This window comes from Streptomyces sp. NPDC104367 (genome assembly GCF_055583825.1).
The window spans coordinates 20374-40005 of record NZ_JBVJND010000019.1 but is presented as its reverse complement, the minus strand read 5'-3'; the positions used below and the strand labels follow the sequence as shown (position 1 = coordinate 40005).

The 19632-nt window shown below is 72.0% G+C and carries 16 protein-coding genes; 11 read left to right on the top strand and 5 right to left on the bottom strand.

What is annotated here, in order from left to right:
- Positions 1–57 precede the first annotated feature (57 nt).
- The 9 genes from ACZ619_RS26810 (at position 58) to ACZ619_RS26770 (ending at position 10298) form a co-directional block, all read left to right on the top strand.
- Positions 58–1269, top strand: coding sequence for an FAD-dependent oxidoreductase (locus tag ACZ619_RS26810; RefSeq protein ID WP_469603818.1), 1212 nt, complete (start codon positions 58–60; stop codon positions 1267–1269).
- A gap of 18 nt (positions 1270–1287) precedes the next feature.
- On the top strand, positions 1288–2130 hold the full coding sequence (locus tag ACZ619_RS26805) for an SDR family NAD(P)-dependent oxidoreductase (RefSeq protein WP_469604153.1): 843 nt from the start codon (positions 1288–1290) through the stop codon (positions 2128–2130).
- A 31-nt stretch (positions 2131–2161) separates the two neighbouring features.
- Entirely contained in the window at positions 2162–3376 is a 1215-nt protein-coding gene (locus ACZ619_RS26800) for a cytochrome P450 (protein ID WP_469603815.1), read from the top strand.
- Between the two features lie 52 nt (positions 3377–3428).
- Positions 3429–4385, top strand: a complete 957-nt coding sequence (locus ACZ619_RS26795; RefSeq protein ID WP_469603812.1) for an alpha/beta fold hydrolase — start codon at positions 3429–3431, stop codon at positions 4383–4385.
- 39 nt (positions 4386–4424) lie between these two features.
- A complete protein-coding gene (locus tag ACZ619_RS26790) occupies positions 4425–5078 on the top strand; it encodes a flavin reductase family protein (RefSeq protein ID WP_469603809.1) in 654 nt (217 codons plus the stop codon).
- Positions 5075–5869 (top strand): carbon-nitrogen hydrolase family protein, encoded by a 795-nt coding sequence (locus ACZ619_RS26785; protein ID WP_469603806.1) that lies wholly within the window; start codon positions 5075–5077, stop codon positions 5867–5869. Before ACZ619_RS26790 ends, ACZ619_RS26785 begins: the two co-directional genes overlap by 4 nt.
- Positions 5870–5901: 32 nt before the next feature.
- On the top strand, positions 5902–6945 hold the full coding sequence (locus ACZ619_RS26780) for a 2,5-dihydroxypyridine 5,6-dioxygenase NicX family protein (protein WP_469603804.1): 1044 nt from the start codon (positions 5902–5904) through the stop codon (positions 6943–6945).
- 59 nt (positions 6946–7004) lie between these two features.
- On the top strand, positions 7005–8264 hold the full coding sequence (locus ACZ619_RS26775; RefSeq protein ID WP_469603802.1) for a YlbE family protein: 1260 nt from the start codon (positions 7005–7007) through the stop codon (positions 8262–8264).
- Positions 8265–8828: 564 nt separating this feature from the next.
- The gene (locus ACZ619_RS26770) at positions 8829–10298 is read left to right on the top strand and encodes a peptide MFS transporter (RefSeq protein ID WP_469603799.1); all 1470 of its coding nucleotides are present in this window, start codon (positions 8829–8831) and stop codon (positions 10296–10298) included.
- A gap of 157 nt (positions 10299–10455) precedes the next feature.
- Here ACZ619_RS26770 and ACZ619_RS26765 read toward each other — a convergent pair whose 3' ends face one another.
- The 4 genes from ACZ619_RS26765 to ACZ619_RS26750 are packed head-to-tail and all read right to left on the bottom strand — an operon-like array spanning position 10456 to position 14467.
- A complete protein-coding gene (locus ACZ619_RS26765) occupies positions 10456–11085 on the bottom strand; it encodes a hypothetical protein (RefSeq protein ID WP_469603796.1) in 630 nt (209 codons plus the stop codon).
- A gap of 3 nt (positions 11086–11088) precedes the next feature.
- Positions 11089–12303 (bottom strand): hypothetical protein, encoded by a 1215-nt coding sequence (locus tag ACZ619_RS26760; RefSeq protein ID WP_469603794.1) that lies wholly within the window; start codon positions 12301–12303, stop codon positions 11089–11091.
- Positions 12304–12344: 41 nt separating this feature from the next.
- Positions 12345–12791, bottom strand: coding sequence for a hypothetical protein (locus ACZ619_RS26755; RefSeq protein WP_469603791.1), 447 nt, complete (start codon positions 12789–12791; stop codon positions 12345–12347).
- 38 nt (positions 12792–12829) lie between these two features.
- Entirely contained in the window at positions 12830–14467 is a 1638-nt protein-coding gene (locus ACZ619_RS26750) for a hypothetical protein (RefSeq protein WP_469603788.1), read from the bottom strand.
- 237 nt (positions 14468–14704) lie between these two features.
- On the opposite strand from ACZ619_RS26750, the gene ACZ619_RS26745 reads away from it, so the two are divergent.
- Both ACZ619_RS26745 and ACZ619_RS26740 read left to right on the top strand, forming a co-directional pair.
- A complete protein-coding gene (locus tag ACZ619_RS26745) occupies positions 14705–15889 on the top strand; it encodes a sensor histidine kinase (RefSeq protein ID WP_469603785.1) in 1185 nt (394 codons plus the stop codon).
- Positions 15886–16629, top strand: a complete 744-nt coding sequence (locus ACZ619_RS26740; RefSeq protein WP_469603782.1) for a response regulator — start codon at positions 15886–15888, stop codon at positions 16627–16629. The genes ACZ619_RS26745 and ACZ619_RS26740 overlap by 4 nt, the downstream gene beginning before the upstream one ends.
- A gap of 16 nt (positions 16630–16645) precedes the next feature.
- Here ACZ619_RS26740 and ACZ619_RS26735 read toward each other — a convergent pair whose 3' ends face one another.
- Entirely contained in the window at positions 16646–19591 is a 2946-nt protein-coding gene (locus ACZ619_RS26735; RefSeq protein ID WP_469603780.1) for a SpoIIE family protein phosphatase, read from the bottom strand.
- Between the last annotated feature and the right edge of the window lie 41 nt (positions 19592–19632).

Genomic DNA, 19632 nt, shown 5'->3' with positions numbered 1-19632 from the left:
CGGAAGGTGGAAAAGCTCGTGGAGAACGAGAAGAAAAGCAGTGGGAATTCGGTTCCCGTGGCGGAAGACCGTGAGATCAAGCCCGTCGTGATCGTGGGCGCGGGCCCGGTCGGAATGCTGAACGCGCTCGGAATCGCCCGGCAGGGCATTCCCGTGACGGTCCTGGAACGCCATGAGGACGTCGTCCGCGCGCCCCGGGCGGTGGTTTACCACTGGGCGACCCTGGACGGGCTCGACCGGCTCGGCGTCCTCGACGCCGCCGTCGAGGCGGGCTTCCTGAAACAGGACTACTGCTTCCTGAACTGGCGGACCGGCGAGCGCGTGCGGTACGGGCTCTCCGCTCTCGAAGGCTCCGTCTCCCACCCGTTCAACCTGCACCTGAGGCAGGACCGGTTCGTCGAGGTGATGCTCCGCATCATCGAGCGGGAGGCGCTCCCGGTCGACGTGCGCTGGGGCCGCAACGTCATCGGCGTGCAGAACCACGAGGACCGGGTGGCGATCAGCGTCCTGTGCGCCGACGGTACCCCCGAGCGGCATCAGGCGCGCTGGGTCATCGGCGCCGACGGTGCAGGCAGCGCCGTCCGGAACCTGCTCGGCATGCCCTTCGACGGATTCACCTGGCCGGAGCGGTTCGTGGCGACGGACGTCGTCTACCCCTTCGAGGAGGAGGGGTACGACCAGACCACCTTCGTGGTCGACGAGAAGTTCGGCGCGATCATCGTCAAGATCGACAACTCGTCCGGCCCCGGGCTCTGGCGTTACACCTACAGCGATCCGGTGGCCGACTCGCCGGAGAGCGTGGAAGAGCGCATGGGCGAGTTCTTCGGCACGCTGCTGCCGCGCGAGGACCGGCGCGAGCTCAAGGCGTACAGCCCTTACAAGATGCACCAGCGCTGCGCCCCGACGTTCCGGATGAACAGGGTGCTGCTCGCGGGTGACGCGGCGCACGCCACCAACCCGACCGGCGGTCTCGGACTGACCGGCGGGCTCTTCGACAGCTACCTGCTGATCGACGCCCTGGCCGCGGTCGTCCACGGGCACCAGGACGCGTGGGTGCTGGACCGGTACGCCCACGAGCGCCGTCGCGTCTTCAAGGAACTGGTCTCCCCGGCCGCGTCGGCGAACAAGAAGATGATCTTCGGATCCACAGAGACGGCCGAGGGTGCGGCGGCCTGGTCGCGGGTCCAGCGGCTGGTCGGGGACGAGCAGGCGGTGCGCAGCCGGCTCATGTTCCCGAAGTCGCTGGAGACCCCGGCACTGACGGCCTAGGAGGAATCGGTGGACGACATGGTGGACAAGACGGCGGTGGTCACCGGCGGAGCCAGCGGTATCGGCTTCGCCATGGCGCGCCGCTTCCTGGCGGAGGGCATGAACGTCGCCGTCGGGGACATCGAGACGGACGCGCTCGATGACGCGGTCAGGCGGCTGAGGGAAGCGGGGGACGATCAGAGGGTCATCGGCGTGCGGGCCGATGTCACCAGGATCGAGGACGTCGCCGCGCTGTGCGACGCGGCAGACGCCGCCTTCGGCCGCCTGGACGTCGTGTGCGCCAACGCCGGGGTCGAGACGGGCGGACGCTTCCTCGACGTCGCCGACGAGGCGTGGCGCTGGGTGATGGACGTCAACTACTTCGGGACGCTCAACACCCTGCGCACCGCGCTGCCGTTGCTCGAACGGTCCGGGGGCGGGCACCTCGTCGTCACCGGTTCACTGGCCGGATTCGCCTCCGGCACCCCCTTCATGACGCCGTACTGCGCGACGAAGACGGCGGTCCACGGGCTCGCGGAGTGCCTGGAGATCGAACTGCGCTCCTCCGGCAGCGAGGTGCACGTGCACCTGCTGGCGCCGGGGCCGGTGCGGTCCCGGATGATCGACGCCGAACGCAACGCCCCCGCAGGCGTCCCGATCAACGAGGACACCGCCCGGCGACAGGCGATGGAGGCGTTCCGGGCCCGCCAGAGCGCCGAAGGCCTGCCCGCCGAGCACGTCGCCCATCTCGTCCTCGAAGCCATCCACCAGCGCCGGTTCTTCGTCCTGCCCCACCGCGACCGCGCGGTGGCCGCGCTGCGCCGGCGCCTGGACTGGGCCGAGTCCGGTGTCACGCCGGGCAGCCGCGTGCCCGGCACCTGATCCCCTCCTCCCGACCGGAAAGAGAATCCCGATGAGCCTCGCTCCGACGAGTGCCCGGCCGATACCGAGCACCGACATCGACCCCTTCGCGCTCGACAGCCTGCGCGACCCCTTCACCGCGGACGGCGCCGTACGCGAACTCGGTCCCGTCGTCTACATCGACAAGTACGACTACTACGCGGTGACCCGTTTCAAGGAGATCCGCAAAGGGCTGCGCGACTGGCGGACGTTCTCCTCCACCGACCGCCCCTTCTACGAGGACTCCCCGTTCCGGCCGAGGATCGTGCTCTTCGAGGAGCCCCCGGCGCACACCCGCAACAAGTCGGCCATCATGGATGTCCTCGGCCCGAAGAACCTCCCGTGGATGGGCGAGTACTTCAAGAAGCAGGCCGACACCCTCCTGGACCGGCTGCTCGACCAGGACACCGTCGAGGCCGACGGCTACCGCGACCTCGTCATCGCCTATGTGCTGAAGGTCTTCCCGGACGTCATCGGCATGCCGGAGGAGGGCCGGGAGGCGCTGCTGAAGTTCGGCAGCGCGGGGCTCAACGCGTTCGGTCCCCCCAGCGAACTGCGCGACCAGAAGCTGGCGGCCGGTGCCGAGGCCGTCGCCTGGGTCGAGCGCAACATCGGCCGCGAGTCGCTGACCGAGGGCGGCCTCGGACAGCAGCTCTACGCGATGGCCGACGAGGGCCGGATCAGCGAAGAGGAGGCACGGGACCTGGTCAAGACGGTCTTCGCGGCCGGCTTCGACACCTCGACCAGCGGAATGGCCTCGATGCTCCGCGCCTTCGGCGACCACCCGGAGGAATGGCAGAAGCTGCGCCGGAACCCCGAACTGGTCACGAACGCCTGGGAGGAGTCCGTCCGCCTCTACCCGCCGAACCGCTTCGGCGGACGGTGGACGCCGGACGGCGCGGTCGTCGACGGACACCACATCCCCGCGGGCGCCAAGGTCCTGATGATGTGGCTGGGCGCCTCCCGCGACCCGCGCGAGTTCGACGAGCCGGACCGGTTCGTCATCGACCGCGAACTGCGCAACGGCCACTTGTCCTTCGGGTTCGGGCTCCACACCTGCGCAGGGAACCTGGTGGCACGGCTGGAGGCGACCACCCTGCTGCGCAGCATGGTGGAGCGGATCGCGGACGTGCGCGGCGCGGGGGAGCCCCGTACCGCGATGAACTACCAGGCGTTCGGACACGAGCACGTCCCGCTCCGGCTGCACCGCGCCTCCCCGACCGCCTGAGGCGGGGCGGGGCCGGTGCGACAGGTGACGACGACTCCCGGACAGGCGACCGATGAACCGAAACGACAGCGCGCACCGCGTGCCGCCGCACGCCCGGCACGAGGCGCTGCTGCGTCGCCGCGGCGGCTTCTTCCTGGCGGGCGAGTGGGACACCCCCTCCGGCCGCCCGGCCGGACCGGCGTGGGTGCAGTGGGAGGCACCGGCCGACGAGGACGACCGGAGGCTTCCGGTGGTGCTCGTGCACGGCGGGGGCGGCCAGTCCACGGACTGGCTGTGGGCCGTCGACGGACAGCCGGGCTGGGCCGAACTCTTCGTCCGGGCCGGACACCCCACCTACCTGCTGGACCGCCCCGGCCACGGTCGCTCGGTCTGGGACCCCCGCACCATGGGCGACCGTGACCCGGTGCCGGACGCGGCCCTGCTGGGCCGGCTGTTCCAGGCCGGCGAGCCGGAGCTGCGGACGGACGGCGACGGGCGCTTCGGCTCCGTGGCCGCTTCCAGCAGCGGCCTGCTCACCGACGCGGCGGCGGCCCAGCACATGGACCTGGCCCGCCTGTCCGAACTCCTGGAGCTGACCGGCCCCGCCATCGTCGTCACCCACTCCGCCGGCGCCCCCGGCGGATGGCTGGCCGCCGACCGGCACCCCGGCCTGGTCCGGCTCGTCGTCGCCGTCGAACCGCTCGGACCACCGTCCGCCGGCGGACGCCACGCCCGCGCGCTGCACGAAGGCCTCACAGCCCTTCCGCTGGACGCGGCCCGGCGCGGCACCGACGGACGCCGACGTGGTCTGGCCTGCGTCCCCGTCGTCGTGGTGACGGCCGCCGCCTCCGGTCACCTGGACGCGGACCGGGAGACCGTCCGCTTCCTCGGCAAGCTGGGCGCGGACGTCGAGCACCTGCGGCTGGACCGGCACGGACTGACGGGCGACGGCCACGGAGTCGTCTTCGACCGGAACTCGACGGCCGCCTTCCACCTGGTGCACGGCCGGTGCATCGCGACCCGCGCGTGAGCACCGCCCCACGCCGATCACCCAGTTGAGAGGAAGATCATGAAGAGCTACGACTTCGCGTCCCTTCAGTCGAGGGACTCCTACAAGCTCATCACCGGAGTCGTCCAGCCGCGCCCGATCGCCTGGGTGTCCACCGTGTCCCCGTCCGGCGTACCGAACCTGGCACCGTTCTCCTTCTTCACCATCGCCTCGCGCGACCCGGTGACCCTTTTCCTGTCGATCGGCGCCACGTCCCGGCCGGGGCACGGCATGAAGGACACCCTGGCCAACGTCCTCGCCACCGGCGAACTGGTCGTCAACCTCGTCTCGTCGCCGACGCTGGAGGCGATGGTCAGGTCCTCGGCCGAGATCCCCGACCACGTCGACGAGTTCGACTACGCCGGGGTGCAGGCGGTGGCGTCCACGGACGTGGCGCCCCCGCGGGTCGCCCAGGCGCCGGTGTCGATCGAATGCCGGCTGGACGAGGTGCGGCAGGTGGGCACCGACACCGCCGTGTTCGCCCGCGCGGTGCGCATGCACGCGCGCGACGACGTCGTCAACTCCGCCCACCACGTCGACAGTTCCGTACTGCGCTCGGTCAGCCGGGGCGCGGGGGCCACCTACTCCACCGATGCCGTGACGGTCGCCTCGCCGCCGGTACCGGAGTGGTCCTACGCCACCGCGCGGCCGGTACCGGGCGGTGACCGGCCATGACCGCGTTCACGGCCGCCGCCGTGCAGATCACCGGCGTACCCCTGGACACGGCCGGCAACGCCGAGCGGATCGGGCGGCACGTGCGCCGCGCGGCCGACGAGGGCGCGCGGCTGGTCGTCCTGCCGGAGCTGTGCGTCACCGGATATGCGCTCTCGCCCCGGCTGGCCGACGTCAGCCACGCCCTGCCGGGACCGGCCGGCGAGCTGCTGTGCGGGCTCGCCAGGGACCTCGGCACCACGATCGTCACCTCCGTCGCCGTCCGCGGCGGCGACGGGCGGCTGCGCAACACCGCTGTGATCGTGACTCCCGACGGCATCGCCGCGACCGCCGCCAAACGGGGCCTGTGGGGCGCCGAGCCCGACTTCTTCACCCCCGGCGCACCGGCCGAACAGGCGGTCGCGGACACGCCGGTCGGGCGGATCGGGGTGGCGATCTGCTACGAGGGCGGATTCCCGGAGGTGGCGCGGAACCTCGCGCTGGCCGGTGCCCGGATCATCGCCCTGCCGGCCGCGTTCGGCGCGGCCCGGCTGCACGCCTGGAAGCTGATGACCCGGGCCCGGGCACTGGAGAACGGGTGCTACCTGGTCGCGGCGAACACCGCCGGACCGTCCGCAGGCCTCACGTTCTGCGGGCACTCGACGATCGTCGATCCGCACGGTGAGCGGCAGGCGGTACTGCCCGAAGGCGAGGGCCGTGTTCTCGCCCGCCTCGATCCCGACACGGTCGACGAGGCCCGCGCCGCCATCCCCTACCTGCGGGACCTGCACCGCGTGGCCACTCCTCGCTTCTGATCCGCCCACCGACACACGAATGGAGTCGAGTCATGCCGAACTTCGCCGCGATGGACCTGGTCGAGCTCTTCCGGAAGGAGCTGGAGCTGTGCAAGGTCACCGAGGGCGAGAAGCTGGTCGTCCTCGCCGAACCGGCCAGCCGCAGTGAGTACGTGGAGGCGGCCTTCGCGGCCGGCCTGGCGCTGAAAGCGCACGTCATCCAGGCCGTGCTGCCCGGCGGTTCCCCCGTGCCCCTGCCCTCCTCCCGAACGGGTTCGGGCGCCGGGCTCACCTCGCTGGACGAGAACCCTCTCGCGCTCTCCCTCCTCCAGGGCGCGGACATGGTCCTCGACCTGACCAACGAGGGGTTCATCCACACCGAGGCGCTGGGCAAGATCCTCGGGGCCCGGACCCGGATGCTCTTCGTCGCCGACCCGCCCGAGGTGCTCGCCCGCAACCTCCCGGCCGCCGAGGACAAGGCCCGCGTACAGGCCGGTGCCGCCCTTCTGCGGGCCGGCCGGGAACTCCACGTGACCTCCCGCCACGGCACCGACCTCGTGGCCGACCTCACCGACGCGCACCCCGGTTTCCAGTGCGGCATCGCCGACGACCCCGGCCGCTGGGACCACTGGCCCAGCACCATGGTCCTCGCCTGGCCGAAGACGTCCTGCGGCCGGATCGTGATCGCCCCCGGGGACATCCTGCTCCCCTTCAAGACCTACGTCCGGGACGCGGTCACGCTCGTCATCGACGACGGCCGCATCGACGCCGTCAAGGGCGACGGCGCCGACGCCCGGATGCTGGAGATGTTCCTGGAGGACGCCGACGACGAGGAGGCCCGCTTCCTCTCGCACATGGGCTGGGGCCTGATGAGGAACGCCGACTGGTTCTCCATGGCCCTCTACGACCGGGAGTCCCTGATGGGCATGGACGCACGGGGGATGGCGGGCAACTTCCTCTTCTCCACCGGCCCGCACCCGTTCATGGACCGCCACACCCACAACCACCTGGACATCCCCCAGCGCGGATGCACGGTCGCGATCGACGGGCGCACGGTCGTGGACAACGGCGTGCTGGTCGAACCCGAGTCCGATTGACCGAGCGCGCGGCGTGGCGCGCCCGGCGGACCGTCATGAAACGAACTGATGGGAAAGAGATGCCAGCACTGAATTCCGCGCGGCGGTCGGAGGCCAACGCCGCGGCCGTGGCGGTCATGGCCGAGGCCGACCCGGTCCTCACCGACGTCCGGGCGGCCCTGGAGGCGCTGCCGGGCATGACGCCCGGGACGATCCTCACCTCGGGCGCTCCCATGCCGTGGGAGCGGTACACCGGCGGCCAGCGCCGGGCCGTGCTCGGAGCGGCCGTCTTCGAAGGGCTCGCCGCGACCGTGGAGGAGGCCGACCGGCTCCTGCACGCGGGGAAGATCCTGGTGCGCGCCTGCCACGACCACGGCTGCGTCGGCTCGGTGACCGGCGTGACCTCGGCGTCCATGCCGGTGTGGGTCGTGACCGACGCGGGGTCGGGGAGCCGTGGACACTGCCTGCTCTACGAGGGCAGCGACCGCCAGCGGCTGACCTACGGGGTGTGGAACGAGACGGTCCACCGGCGCCTGACCTGGATCAGGGACGTACTGGCCCCGCACCTGTCGGCCGCGCTGCGCGCCGCGGGCGGTGTACGGGTCAAGCCGATCATCCGGCGGGCGCTCGGCATGGGCGACGACCTGCACAGCCGTAACACCGCGGCCACGGCGACCCTGTTCCAGCAGTTCTACGGGCCCGTTCTGGACGTGCCGGCGCCGGTCGCGACGACGCGGGACGTGCTCGCGTTCCTGAGCCGGAACGACCTCTTCTTCCTGCACGTCGGCATGGCCACCGGGAAGTGCCTCGCCGACGCCGCGGCCGGTACCCCGCACAGCACCATCGTCACCGCGATGGCGCTGAGCGAGCAGGAGTTCGCGATCCGCACGGCGGGCACCGGAGACCAGTGGTTCCGGTCCGCCATCCCGGAGCTCAGGGCGAAGCTGTTCGACGGCATCACCGCCGACGACATCGCCTTCATGGGCGGCGAGAGTCTCATCACCGAGACCGTCGGCCTCGGAGGTCTCGCGGCCGCGGCAGCGTTCTCGCTCCAGGACTACAGCGCGGGTACCGCGCCGGCCATGGTCGAGGCCACCGAGGCGATGTACGGCATCACCCACGGCGAACATCCGGCGTGGAAGATCCCGTACCTCGGGTTCCGAGGTGTCCCCTTCGGTATCGACGCCGCGCTGGTGGCCTCCACCGGCGTCACGCCGAACATCCACATGGGCGCGGCCCTGCGGGAGGGCGGGCACGCCGGAGCCGGCCTGCTGACCGCACCCCTCCAGCCGTTCCAGGACGCCGTCGACGCGCTCGACCGCACGGAGCGGACCGGCTGAGCGGACGGCGGCCCCCGCCGCCTCCCGCACCCTCCACGAGGCGGCATCCGACCCCGTGGCCCACGACGTGGGCCACGGGGTCCTTCCATGACATCCACCTGCCATACGCGGCCGCTTCCACCCCATACGGTCGGTGAATCCCGGTGAACGCCGCTGGAAGGAACTCATAACATTCCCCCTACCGTGGTGCAGGTCACACCCTGTGCACTTCGGGGTCGACCACGTGTTTGAGTGACTCCGAGGACATGTACCGCGGATCGGCTGCTCCGTCCGACATGCAGTGTGCCGACGACATGGTCGCCGCCCGAAGGCGCCCATCGACACCAGCTCTTCCGCAGGAGGCGGCGTGGCCCGCTCGTTATCAGCCCGAGGACGCCACCGCGTCGGATAGCCGGCCGCCCGCCCGTCGGGCCGACGGCCGGCACCACGCACCGTTGCGTGATCGCGACTCGGCAACCCCGGGTCCCTTCTCCAGAAGTTCCTCAGCCCCGCGGCGATCCAGACCTCCGACCGTCCCCACGTCACTGGGGTGCGATCTGCCGCCGACATCCTCAGAGGTGGTTCATGACAGCGAATTCCCCCGTCGTGGAGTCCGGCGAGGCGTCACTGCGACGCTCCGCCGGCCGCCATCCCAGGAGCCTGTGGACCCTCGCCTTCACCGAACTGTGGGAGCGCTTCAGCTTCTACGGGCTGGAAGGCGTGCTGGGCTTCTACCTGCTGTACTCGCTCTCCGAAGGCGGCCTCGCCCTCGACGCCGCCACCACGGTGAGCATCGTCGGAGCCTACGGAGGCGCCGTCTACCTCTCGCAGATCCTCGGAGCGTGGACCGCCGACCGGCTCGTCCCGCCTCGCCGTCTCGTGCTCGTCGGCGCCGTCGTCATCACCCTCGGGCACGTCTCGCTCGCGGCCATCCCCGGGACCGGAGGACTCGCGGCCGGCCTCATCCTGATAGCCCTCGGCACCGGCGCGCTGAAGACGAACATCACCTCGATCGTCGGCATGCTCTACGCGGAGGACCGCGACAAGCGCGATGCCGGCTTCTCGTACTTCTACATGGCCATCAACACCGGGGCCGCCCTCGGCCCGCTGCTCACCGGCATCACCCAGACCACCTGGGGCTTCCACGCGGCCTTCGCGCTCGCCGCGATCGGCATGGTGGCCGGTCTCGTCCAGTACGGCCTGAAGATGGGTACCCTCCCGGCGGAGTCCGCGGTCGTCCGGAACCCGATCGACACGAGCGGCATCGTGCGCGCGCTGGCCGTCGCCCTGGGCGGCGCCCTGCTCTCCGCGCTGGTGTGGGGTGCCGGCCTGGTCGACAGCGGCAACCTCGCGAACGTCGTCACGGGAGTCGTCTTCTTCGCCGCCGCGGCCTACTTCACCGTCATCCTGCGTTCCCCCGCGGTGAACGACCTCGAAAAGCGGAGAATACGCGGCTTCATGCCGCTGTGGGCGGCGAGCACGCTCTACTACGGCCTGCTGTTCCAGCAGTTCACCACGATCGTCGTGTTCATCACCGACCGCGTCGACCTCTCCGTCGGAGGCTGGGAGATCCCCGCCGCGTGGCTGGGCACCAGCAGTTCCTTCGCGGTCATCGCGATCGCGCCCGCGGTCGCGTCGCTCTGGCTCCGGATGGGCTCCCGCCAGCCCGTCACCGCGGTCAAGTACGCCATCGGTCTCTCGATCATCGGGATCGCCTACGTGCTCATGCTCGTGTTGCAGGCGGTCTACCCCGGCCACACGGTGCCCGCGATCCCGATGCTGCTGGTGCTCGCCGTGGCGGGTGTGTCGGAGCTCTTCGTCGGGCCCATGGGACTGGCCATCGCCACCCGGATCGCGCCCGAGCGGTTCAAGAACCAGACGGTGGCCCTGATGATGCTGACGCTGGCCGGTGGCTCCTCCCTCTCCGGTCTGCTCGGCACCCTGTACGCGGACATCCCTTCGGGGCTCTACTTCGCGATCGTCGGACTGGCGCCCCTGCTGATGGCACTCGTCCTCAAGCTGTCGGCGGCGCGCATCGACGGGCTGACCCGCTGAGAGGGGACGCCCGCGCCGTACGCCGGTGAGGGGCATCGCCGCCCTGACGGGAACTGCCGGAGCCCCTCGGCCGCCGGGGTGGTGAGTTGGGATCATCACGCCGGGCGGCGAGGGGCTCCGGTGCCGCGACTCCGCGGCACGACACGCGGTCCGGGAGTCAGACCCGCAGCAGCGCGACGTGTCGGGAAGGCCGGTGTCGTCGCCAGGCGGTGGTCAGGAAGGCGATGAGGCCGACGACGGGGAGGGCGCAGACGCTCCAGCTGACCGCGTACGGCGGGCCGGGCTGGTCGAGGACGGTGATGTCGCTCAGGGTTCCGGTGCCCTGGCCCTTGGGGCCGTTGACGGTGAAGGTGAAGCTCCACCTGCCGGCCGAGGACAGGGACTGGACGTCCAGTCCCCAGACCGACAGCTTGCGCGGGTGGCGGGCCAGCCGGCCGCCGAAACCGCCGGCGCCGCCACCGCCACCGTCGGGGCCGCCCGTACCGCCGCCGGCCTTCTGGCCGGGGGCGGTCATGGTGAGGGTGCCGGACTTGCCCTTGATGCCGCCGTCCGGGGCGAAGGTGAAGTCGAGGGACTGATCGGCCCGCAGCGGCCACTTGGAGAAGCCGACGGTCAGGTCGTAGGGGCCGACCTTCACCTTCTCGGTGTGGACGATGTCGACCGGCGCGTACGCCTGCGCGGCCGGAGCCGACACGAAGAGCGCGCCGGCCACCGCACACAGGGCGAGGACGAGGGCACGGGCGCGCTGCGGTACGGACCGGCGCTCGGTACGTGCTTGGGGGCGCATGGGTCAGCTGCCTTCCGGGGCGGTGGAGACGGTGGCGGGGGAGTCGGCGGAGACGGTGTTGAGCTGGAGCAGGACGGCGAAGCGGGAGCCGAGGTAACCGGCCAGGGTGCCGATCACCAGCCCCAGCACGGCATCGGTGAGCAGCGTGGTCACCGATGTGCCGGACCGGCCCATGGGACCGCCGCCGCCTCCGCCTCCTCCGCCGCTGACCAGTGACGTCTGAAGGAGCATGGAGAGGCTCACCAGTACACCGGCGACGGCGCCGACGAACTGCGGGAGCCGGCGGGCGGACCAGCCCTGCTTGCGGCCGATCAGGAGCAGCACCTCGATCACCAGGGCCACGCCGAGCATGAACATCGGGATGCCGGAGGGCAGTACGGGGGCCATGGCGACGAGGTTGTCGCGCAGCGGCAGGCCGACGTAGCCGGCGTACCACTTGGCCGCCCAGGGCGAGAACCACCACAGGAACAGCTGCATCCCCCCGAGCACGGCCGCGATCGCGAGCGCGCTGCCCCGGCGGCGCAGCGTGACGGCGACCGTGAGCGTCAGGCAGACGGAGAAGAAGACGTTGCCCGCGAGCTGCGGGTCGATGGTCTGCGACAGCCCCTGGAAGGCGTAGGTCGTCAGCGGACAGAACGTCATCAGGACCGGGGTGGCGACGATCGCACCGACCCGCCCCCACGCCTGCTCGCGGGCCGCCGTGAAGACGATGACGCTGCCGACCATGGTCAGGCTGATGGAGATGAACAGGGCCACGTGCGGCGGGGAGTTGAGCACGGCGTCGAAGCCGTACAGGGAGTGCCACCACAGGTCCATCAGTCCGTACATCAGGAACAGCGCGGCACCCGTCCCGGAGACGAGGTAGCCGAGCGGCGCGCTGAACGTGCCGCCGAGGACACGGACCGGGCTGCCGCCGACGGCGGGGTCGGCGGGCCGGCCGGCGCGCTGGGCGGCGGTGGCACGCAGCACCATCACCAGGCTGGCGACACCCGCGATCGCGCTGCCGGAGTAGAGCAGGAGGTGGGAGAGGGTGAAGAAGGTGTCCGGGCCGACGTCGACGTGCCACTCGATGTCCCAGCTGATGCCGATCAGTGAGACGACGGTGCCGAACAGCACCACGAACGCCCCCGCCGCGGCGGGCAGTTGCCGTTGCGGGGGACGGCCCGGCGGGGACGACTGGCCGGAGCCGGCCAGGGTGGAGGCGGGAACGGAGGCCATGGCAGGTGCCTTTCGGGTCAGCGGGTCCGGAACCCGCGGGATCAGCGGGTGAGAGTGAGCGGGAAGACGAGGCGGTCGTGACGGCCGCTGCCGTCGATGTCGACGAGAAGCTCCCAGCGGCCGGTCATCATCAGCGGCAGCCCGGCGACGTGGTAGCGGCGGTCGCTCTTGGCGACGGCGGTGAAGTCGGGTACGGCGTGGCCCGCCGTGGGCAGCACCGCGGAGACCGTGACGGACCGGGAGGCCGTACCGGCGGCGGACTCGTGACGCGGGCTCAGCAGGACGTCGACGGCGGTGGTACCGGTCCGGGGCCGGTAGACCGTCACGGCGACCACGTCCGTGGCGGTGCCACCGGTGAGCGTCGCGGCACCGTCAGGGACGGAGACGGAGGCCGAGGCGGCGGACTCCGCCGTGCCCGACGACGAGTTCCACAGCGGCCGCAGCGCCAGCGCCGTGAGCAGCACGGTCGCCAGGATCGCCCCGCCCATCAGGGACCGGCGTCGGGCGGACCGTGACCCGCGCGCGCTCATCGGGTCCCCGCCGAGGTGCCCGCGGCACGGGTGACATGGATCAGGTAGGGGACGGTCAGGATGGTGTCGTCGCGTTCCGCCTGGATCCAGATCCGGTAGTAGCCGGCCGTGGGGAACGTGTAGACGAAGGAGATGGCCGGGCCGTAGGCGGCGACCGTCTCGTCGGCGGTGCTGTCGCCGTTCACCGAGGTCAGCCCGCTCATCGGCGACATGCCGGCGGAGGAGTTCATGTCCATCCCCGCCATGTCGTCGGACACCTCGCCCATGGAGTGGGCGTGCGCCCAGACCTCGGCGTCCTGCGCGGCCGCTCCCACCGCCGTCCCGGTCGACGGGACCGGACCGGCCACGATCATGTGGCCGAGCATGCCGAGCCAGGGCTGGAGCGTCGCGTCGTTCCCGACCCGGGCGGTGAGCACGGCGGCCTCACCCGCGACCAGGGAGGAAGCGGTCAGCCGTACCCGGACGCCGTCGACCGTCCGCGAGCCGGGTCCGGCGTGCGAGGCCACGGCACCGGAGGCGGCCTTGGCGGAGCTGGACCCGCCCAGCGCGTCGATGCCGGTGGCGGACCGGACCAGCTGGACGCCGCCGCCCCGGCGGGCGAACTCGGCCGACACCGCGTAGTGCCCCGCCTCGGGCAGGGTCAGCGGGACCTCGTAGGTGCCGGCGCCGGTCATCACCGGGTGCAGATGCCACAGCCGTCCCGAGGGACCGATCACCACCAGGTGCACGAGCGCCCCGTCGTGCACGACGATGTCGTCCACCGGCAGCCCCGTCGAGGTGTCGGTCACCGAGAACGTCAGGTCGTCCACGGTGCCCGCGCGGACGGACGAGGAGCGCACGCCGAGCGTGGCCGGCTCCCGCGAGTAGTCGCTCGTCTGCCGGCCGACGGACGAGTAGGGGTTCCTGACGCCGTCGACGGTGGCGTCGACCTGCCCGCCCTGGGACGCCGGGAGCGGCAGGGTGGAGGAGAGCACCGCACCGGTGACCGCGACGGCCAGGCCGGCGACGATCCCGCCGGCCGGCACCAGCGCCCACCAGCCGCGGCGCGCGCGGACGGCGACGAGGACGGTGACCGGGATGAGGAGCCCGGCGCCGATGAAGCCGCCGTACACCGCCTTCTCGTCCGGCGAGGCGACCTGCTCGGACACGACGAAGGGGATCCGCGCGGTCCGCGTTCCGTCGTCCAGGGTCAGCTCCCACGGGCCGACCTCGTCGACCTCCAGCTGGGCCGAGTACGTCCCCGGAGCGGCGCCCGGCTTCACGACGGCCGTGTCGGTGGTCGTACCGGAGGCGGAACCGGCCGACGAAGACGTGCTGACCCCGGTGGGCACCACCCCCAGCCTGATCCGGCCGGCCGCCGTGCCCGTGTGTGTGATCACGTCCACGTGCAGGGGGCCCGGTACACCGGTGACCCGGCGCAGGATCACGGTCAGCTCCCGGTCGCCGAGGGTCTGGGCCACCTGCACGTCGTTGCCGGCGGACGGCGAGTCCGCCCAGGCCACGGGGCTCGCGGCGGACAGCAGGCCGAGGGCGCACAGCAGGGCGGCCGGCGCGGTCCGCAGACGGCGGCGGATGGTGCGGGAAGGCGTGCGAGGGGGTGAGCCGGGCCCCGCACGGAGGGCGGTGTCATTCATCGCGGCTCACGCTAGAAAGGGCGGCCCACCGCTGTCGTCACGGCGACGGGGGATTCGGGGTCCCCTGTACGGGGGACCCGCGCACGGCTGTGACCAGGCATCATGGGCATCCGGGTCGGCCAGGCCGGAGATTCGCCGACTTCTGGGACCGGCGGACCGGCGGACCGGCTCGCCGGGGCGCGAACACGAAGGGTTGCACGGGTGCACGGGAAGCAGACACGGGACGGGCGCGGGATCATGTCCGCGTTCGTGACCGCCCGTGACGTCAGCGGCTCACTGACACGTCAGTCGCTCCTGGTCGCCGCCGTCACGGTGGTCGTGGACTGCCTCGGCTTCCTGTTGTCGGACGCCTCCTCGTATCCGCCCGGACGGCGCTGGGCCGTCCTGGCCGCGATCGTCGTGGTGGACGCCGCGCTGGCCACCCCGCCACGGATGGCGGGAGTGGTAGCCGTCGCGCAGGCGGCCGTCGCCGTGGGCGGTGCGGCACTGCTGCACGGAGGCGGACACCCGCTGCAGCTCAACGGCGCGGGCCTGCTGATCTCCGCCTACCGGGCGGGTGCCTGGCTGGAGCGGGGGCCGGCCGTCGTCTCCCTGTTCTGTCTGTCCGTCGGGGCCGTCGCGGGACCGGTCCTCGGCGGGGCGGGCTTCCAGCGGGGTCGCATCGTGCTGGACGCGCTCGCCAACGCCGTGCTGCCCTGGCTGGTCGGGCGGTACACCACCGCCCGCCGTGCCTTCATCGCCGAACTGGAGCAGCGCGCCGAGCGGGAGCGGAGCGAGCGACGGCAGGCCCTGGCCACGGCCATCGCCGAGGAACGCAGCAGCATCGCCCACGATCTGCACGATGTGATCTCCCACCACGTCAGCGCCATCGGCGTGCACGCGGGCGTCGCCCGCCTGAAGGCCACCGCCGCGCCGGGCACCGTGGACGTGGCCGATTCGCTGGCCGCCGTCGAGACGTCCAGCCGGGCGGCCATGGCCGACCTGCGACGGCTGCTGGACTTCCTGCACGGCGACCCCGCCGGGGAGGACAGCCAGCCCGGCCTGGACAACCTCGGTGAACTCCTCGACGCGGTCCGCGCCGCAGGCCTCCGGGCAGGAGTGACCGTCCTGGGCGTCCCGCCCCTGCTCCCTGAGTCCGTGGACATCGCCGCCTACCGGGTCGTGCAGGAGATGCTCACCAACGCCCTGCGCCACGGCGACGGCGCCGCGGAAGTCGAACTCCGCCACACCCCCGCCAACCTCACCGTCACCACCGTCAACCCGCTGTCCGCCCGGCCGCGTTCCGGCCCGGTCTCCTCGCACCGCGGCCTTCAGGGCATCCGCAGCCGGGCCGCGCTCTTCAACGGCTCCGTCACCTACGGTCCTTCCTCCGACGGCACCACCTGGACCACCTCCGTGACCTTCCCCCTGGACATCCCATGACGTTGCGCGTCCTGGTCGCCGACGACCACGCCATGTTCCGGTCCGGCCTGCGTGCCGTCCTGGACACCCAGCCCGACATCGAGTGCGTGGCCGAGGTGTCGGACGGCCGCGCCGCCGTCGAGGAGGTGCGGCGGCTCCGCCCCGACATCGCCGTCCTCGACATCCGTATGCCCCTGCTCGACGGGCTGCGTGCCACCGAGACGATCCTGGGGGACCCGGGGAACTCCACCAAGGTGATCCTGCTGACCACCTACGACCAGGACTCCTACGTCCACCGCGCCCTGAGCACGGGAGCCAGCGGCTTCCTCCTCAAGAGCCTGCCGCCGGAGGAGCTGATCGCTGCCGTCCGGGTGGCCGCCCGCGGCGACACGCTGATCGACCCCTCGGTCACACGCCGCCTCGCCGCCCGGCTCGCGCAAGGAGTCGCCCCGCCGCCGGCCCCGGCCGTCACCGCCCTTCCCGACGGGCTGGACCGGCTCACCGCCCGGGAACGGGAGGTGCTCCTGCTGCTCGCGCGGGCCCACAGCAACGCCGAGATCGCCGCGCGCCTCGGCATCGGCGACGAGACGGTCAAGACCCATGTCTCCCGCATCCTCACCAAGCTCGACCTGCGCGACCGCGTCCACGCGGTCGCCTACGCGCATCTGCACGGCCTCGTCCCACGGCCCGCCGCACCGAGCGGCCCCGGACACCACCCGCACGGCCGCGGCCGCCCCGGAGACACCGGGACCGGACGCTGAGCCTCAGGGGCCCCGCCTAGAGGAGCGAGTCCAGGTCGCCGCCGAAGTCCTCCGCGTCGAGGAACGACAGGTCGAGGACGCCGGGCGGCGGCGCCTTGTCGCTCTCCGGACCGAGCAGCGCCTGCTCGGTCCAGATGCACTTTCCCGTCGGCGTGTAGCGCGTGCCCCAGTGCTGGGACAGCGCGCTGATGAGCTGGAGCCCGCGGCCCCCTTCGTCGGTGTCCGTGGCGCGGCGGATGCGGGGCATCGTGAGGCTTCCGTCGAAGACCTCGCACACCAGGTCGGTCCCGTGGAGGAGGCGGAGGCTGACGGGTCCCTTGGCGTGTCGTACGACGTTGCCGACCAGCTCGCTGGCCAGGAGCTCCGTGGTGGGGGTGAGCTCGTCCAGCCCCCAGGCGGAGAGCTGCTCGCGGATGTAGGCGCGGGCCTGGCCGGCCGCCCTGGGATCGTCGGCGAGCGGCCACGAGGCTATGCGGTCGCTGGTCAGGGCATGGAGGCGGGCGACCAGCAGGGCCGCGTCGTCGGCGGCCTGGTGCTCGGCCGGCAGCAGCCGCGCCGTGAGAGTGTCGCAGAGGTGTTCGAGGTCCGCATCGGCCCCCTCCTCGTGCGCGGTGCGCAGGATCCGGCCCAGTTCCGCCATGCCCTGGTCCATCTCGCGTTTCGACGACTCGACCAGGCCGTCGGTGTAGAGCACGAGCAGGGTGCCCTCGGGCATGGCCAACTCGACCGTCTCGAAGGGGGGTTCCCCCGCGCCCAGCGGTGGATCGGAGGCCAGTTCCGGAAAGCGCACGGTCCCGTCGGGAAGGACCAGGGCCGGTGGCGGATGCCCGGCCCGCACGAGGGAACAGACCTGGGTCGTGGAGTCGTAGAGCGCGTAGACGCAGGTGACGTAGAAGTCGTCCCCCATGCCCCCGACGATCTCGTTGAGATGGCCCATGATCTCGTCGGGAGGCAGTTCGAGGTCGGACAGGGTGTGCACGGCTGTCCGCAGCCGGCCCATGGCGGCCGCCTCCGGCAGACCGTGTCCCATGACGTCACCCACGACCAGGGCGACCCGGCCGCCGGACAGGGGCATCACGTCGTACCAGTCACCCCCCACGTCCATGCCCTGCCCGGCGGGAAGGTAGCGGGCCGCGGCCTCGCACGCGGGCAGGTCGGGCAGGCCCCGGGGCAGCAGGCTGCGCTGGAGCTGGCGGGAGCGGATGTGCTCGGCGTCGTAGAGCCGTGCCCGTTCCAGGGCCTGTGCGACGAGGGCGTTGGTCGCGGTCAGCAGGGTGCGTTCGTCCCCGGAGAGCCGGCGGGGACGGGCGAAGGAGACGACGCACACCCCGAAGGTGCGGCCGGACGCCGTCATCGGAAGGAACGCCCACGACTGCTTCCCCCCGAGCGTGACCAGGTCGGCCAGCTCCGGTGCGTGCGCCACGAACTCCTGAGGTGAGGAGAAGAACAGCGGCTCGCCCGTCACGATCGCTTCCCAGGCGGGGTCGCCGGCCACGGGGATGCGGTAGTTGATGCGTCTGAGGAAGTCCTCCTGGTACCCGGCGGCTCCCACGTAGTGGAGCCGTTCGCCCTGGGCGACCTCCATCAGCAGTCCGGCCGCCCCGAACGGCGGCAGCACCCGTTGGGCGACCGCGTCCACGACGTCCTGGGACGTCGTCGCCCTGGCGAGCTCGGCGGTCAGCTCGGCGATCCGTGCCGCCCGGTCCGCCGCGGCCCGTTCGGCCGCCGTGCGCTCGTCCGCCGCACGACGCTGCTCGGTGATGTCCGTGAAGTACAGCGTGTGACCGTCGGGGCCCGGGACCAGCCGGACGTGGTAGTGGCACCCGCTGTCCGGCATGGACACGTAGAAGCTGGCCGGGTTCTCCTCGGCGGCGGCCCTGCGGCAGCCGCTCTCCAGCCCCGGTATCTGCCGCGCCCTGGGCACGTCCCACAGCACGCGCCCGAACAGCTCCGCCTCGGAGAGGCCCAGGGTCTGCTCCGCCTCCAGGTTCGCGAAGGTGATCCGCCAGGTGCCGTCCACCGCCAGGAAGCCGTCGCTCATGTGCCGCAGGGCCCGGCTGAGGGCGTCACGCGCGGAGCGCGACTCGTCGGTCTCCCAGCCGACGCCGATCATCCGCAGGGGCTCGCCCTGAGCGTCGTAGGTGGCCCGTCCGCGGGCCCGCGTCCAGCCGTACGTGCCGTCCAGGCGCCGTACGCGGTACTCCGCCTCGTACAGCGTGTGGTCGCGGATCGCCCGCTGCGCCGAACTCAGCGTCTGGGGCAGGTCGTCGGGGTGGACGATGCGCAGCCAGTCGTCGATCTTGCCGGTGAAGTCGGCGGGCCTGGTGCCGTACAGCTCCAGTGCGGCCTCGTCCCAGATCAGGGCACCGGTGCGGACGTCCCAGTCCCACGAACCGACGCTGACCTCCTTCAGGGCCTGCCGCAACCACGCGCCGCTCAGGTCGGGCTCGGCCGGACCGAGCGGGGGAGGCGCCAGGGCCATCCGTTCCTCGATCCAGGCGGTCACGGCCCTGAGGAAGCCCCACTCCCGCGCCGACGGCTCACCCCGGTCGCCCGTCACCACGGTGAAGGCCCCGATGACGCGGCCCGCACCGGACAGCGGAAGGGCGACGAGGCCGGTGCCGGGCCAGGCCGTCCCATCCCCGTCCTGCGCGGGTCCGGCCGGACCGGCTGCCCGGACCTGGTCACCGGGACTCGCCGGCACCCACACACCGCTGGCCTGCTGCAGGGCGCGGGCCGGCGCCGACGGGCCCTCCTGGTCGATGATCTCCCAGGTGCGGGTGAGCGCGGACGGAAGACCGGTCACCGACACCAGCCGCAGCGCGGACATCGGACCGCGCAGGTGGATCATCCCGCCGAGGGCGTTCAGCTCCCCTACCGCATGCAGAAGAGCCAGGCGGAAGACCTCACTCTCCGTGACACCGGGGTCCACCGCGTTGAGCAGCGCAAACCGCGAGTTCATGGATCAAACACTAGCGGCCCGCGCGAGAAGTCGGTATTACG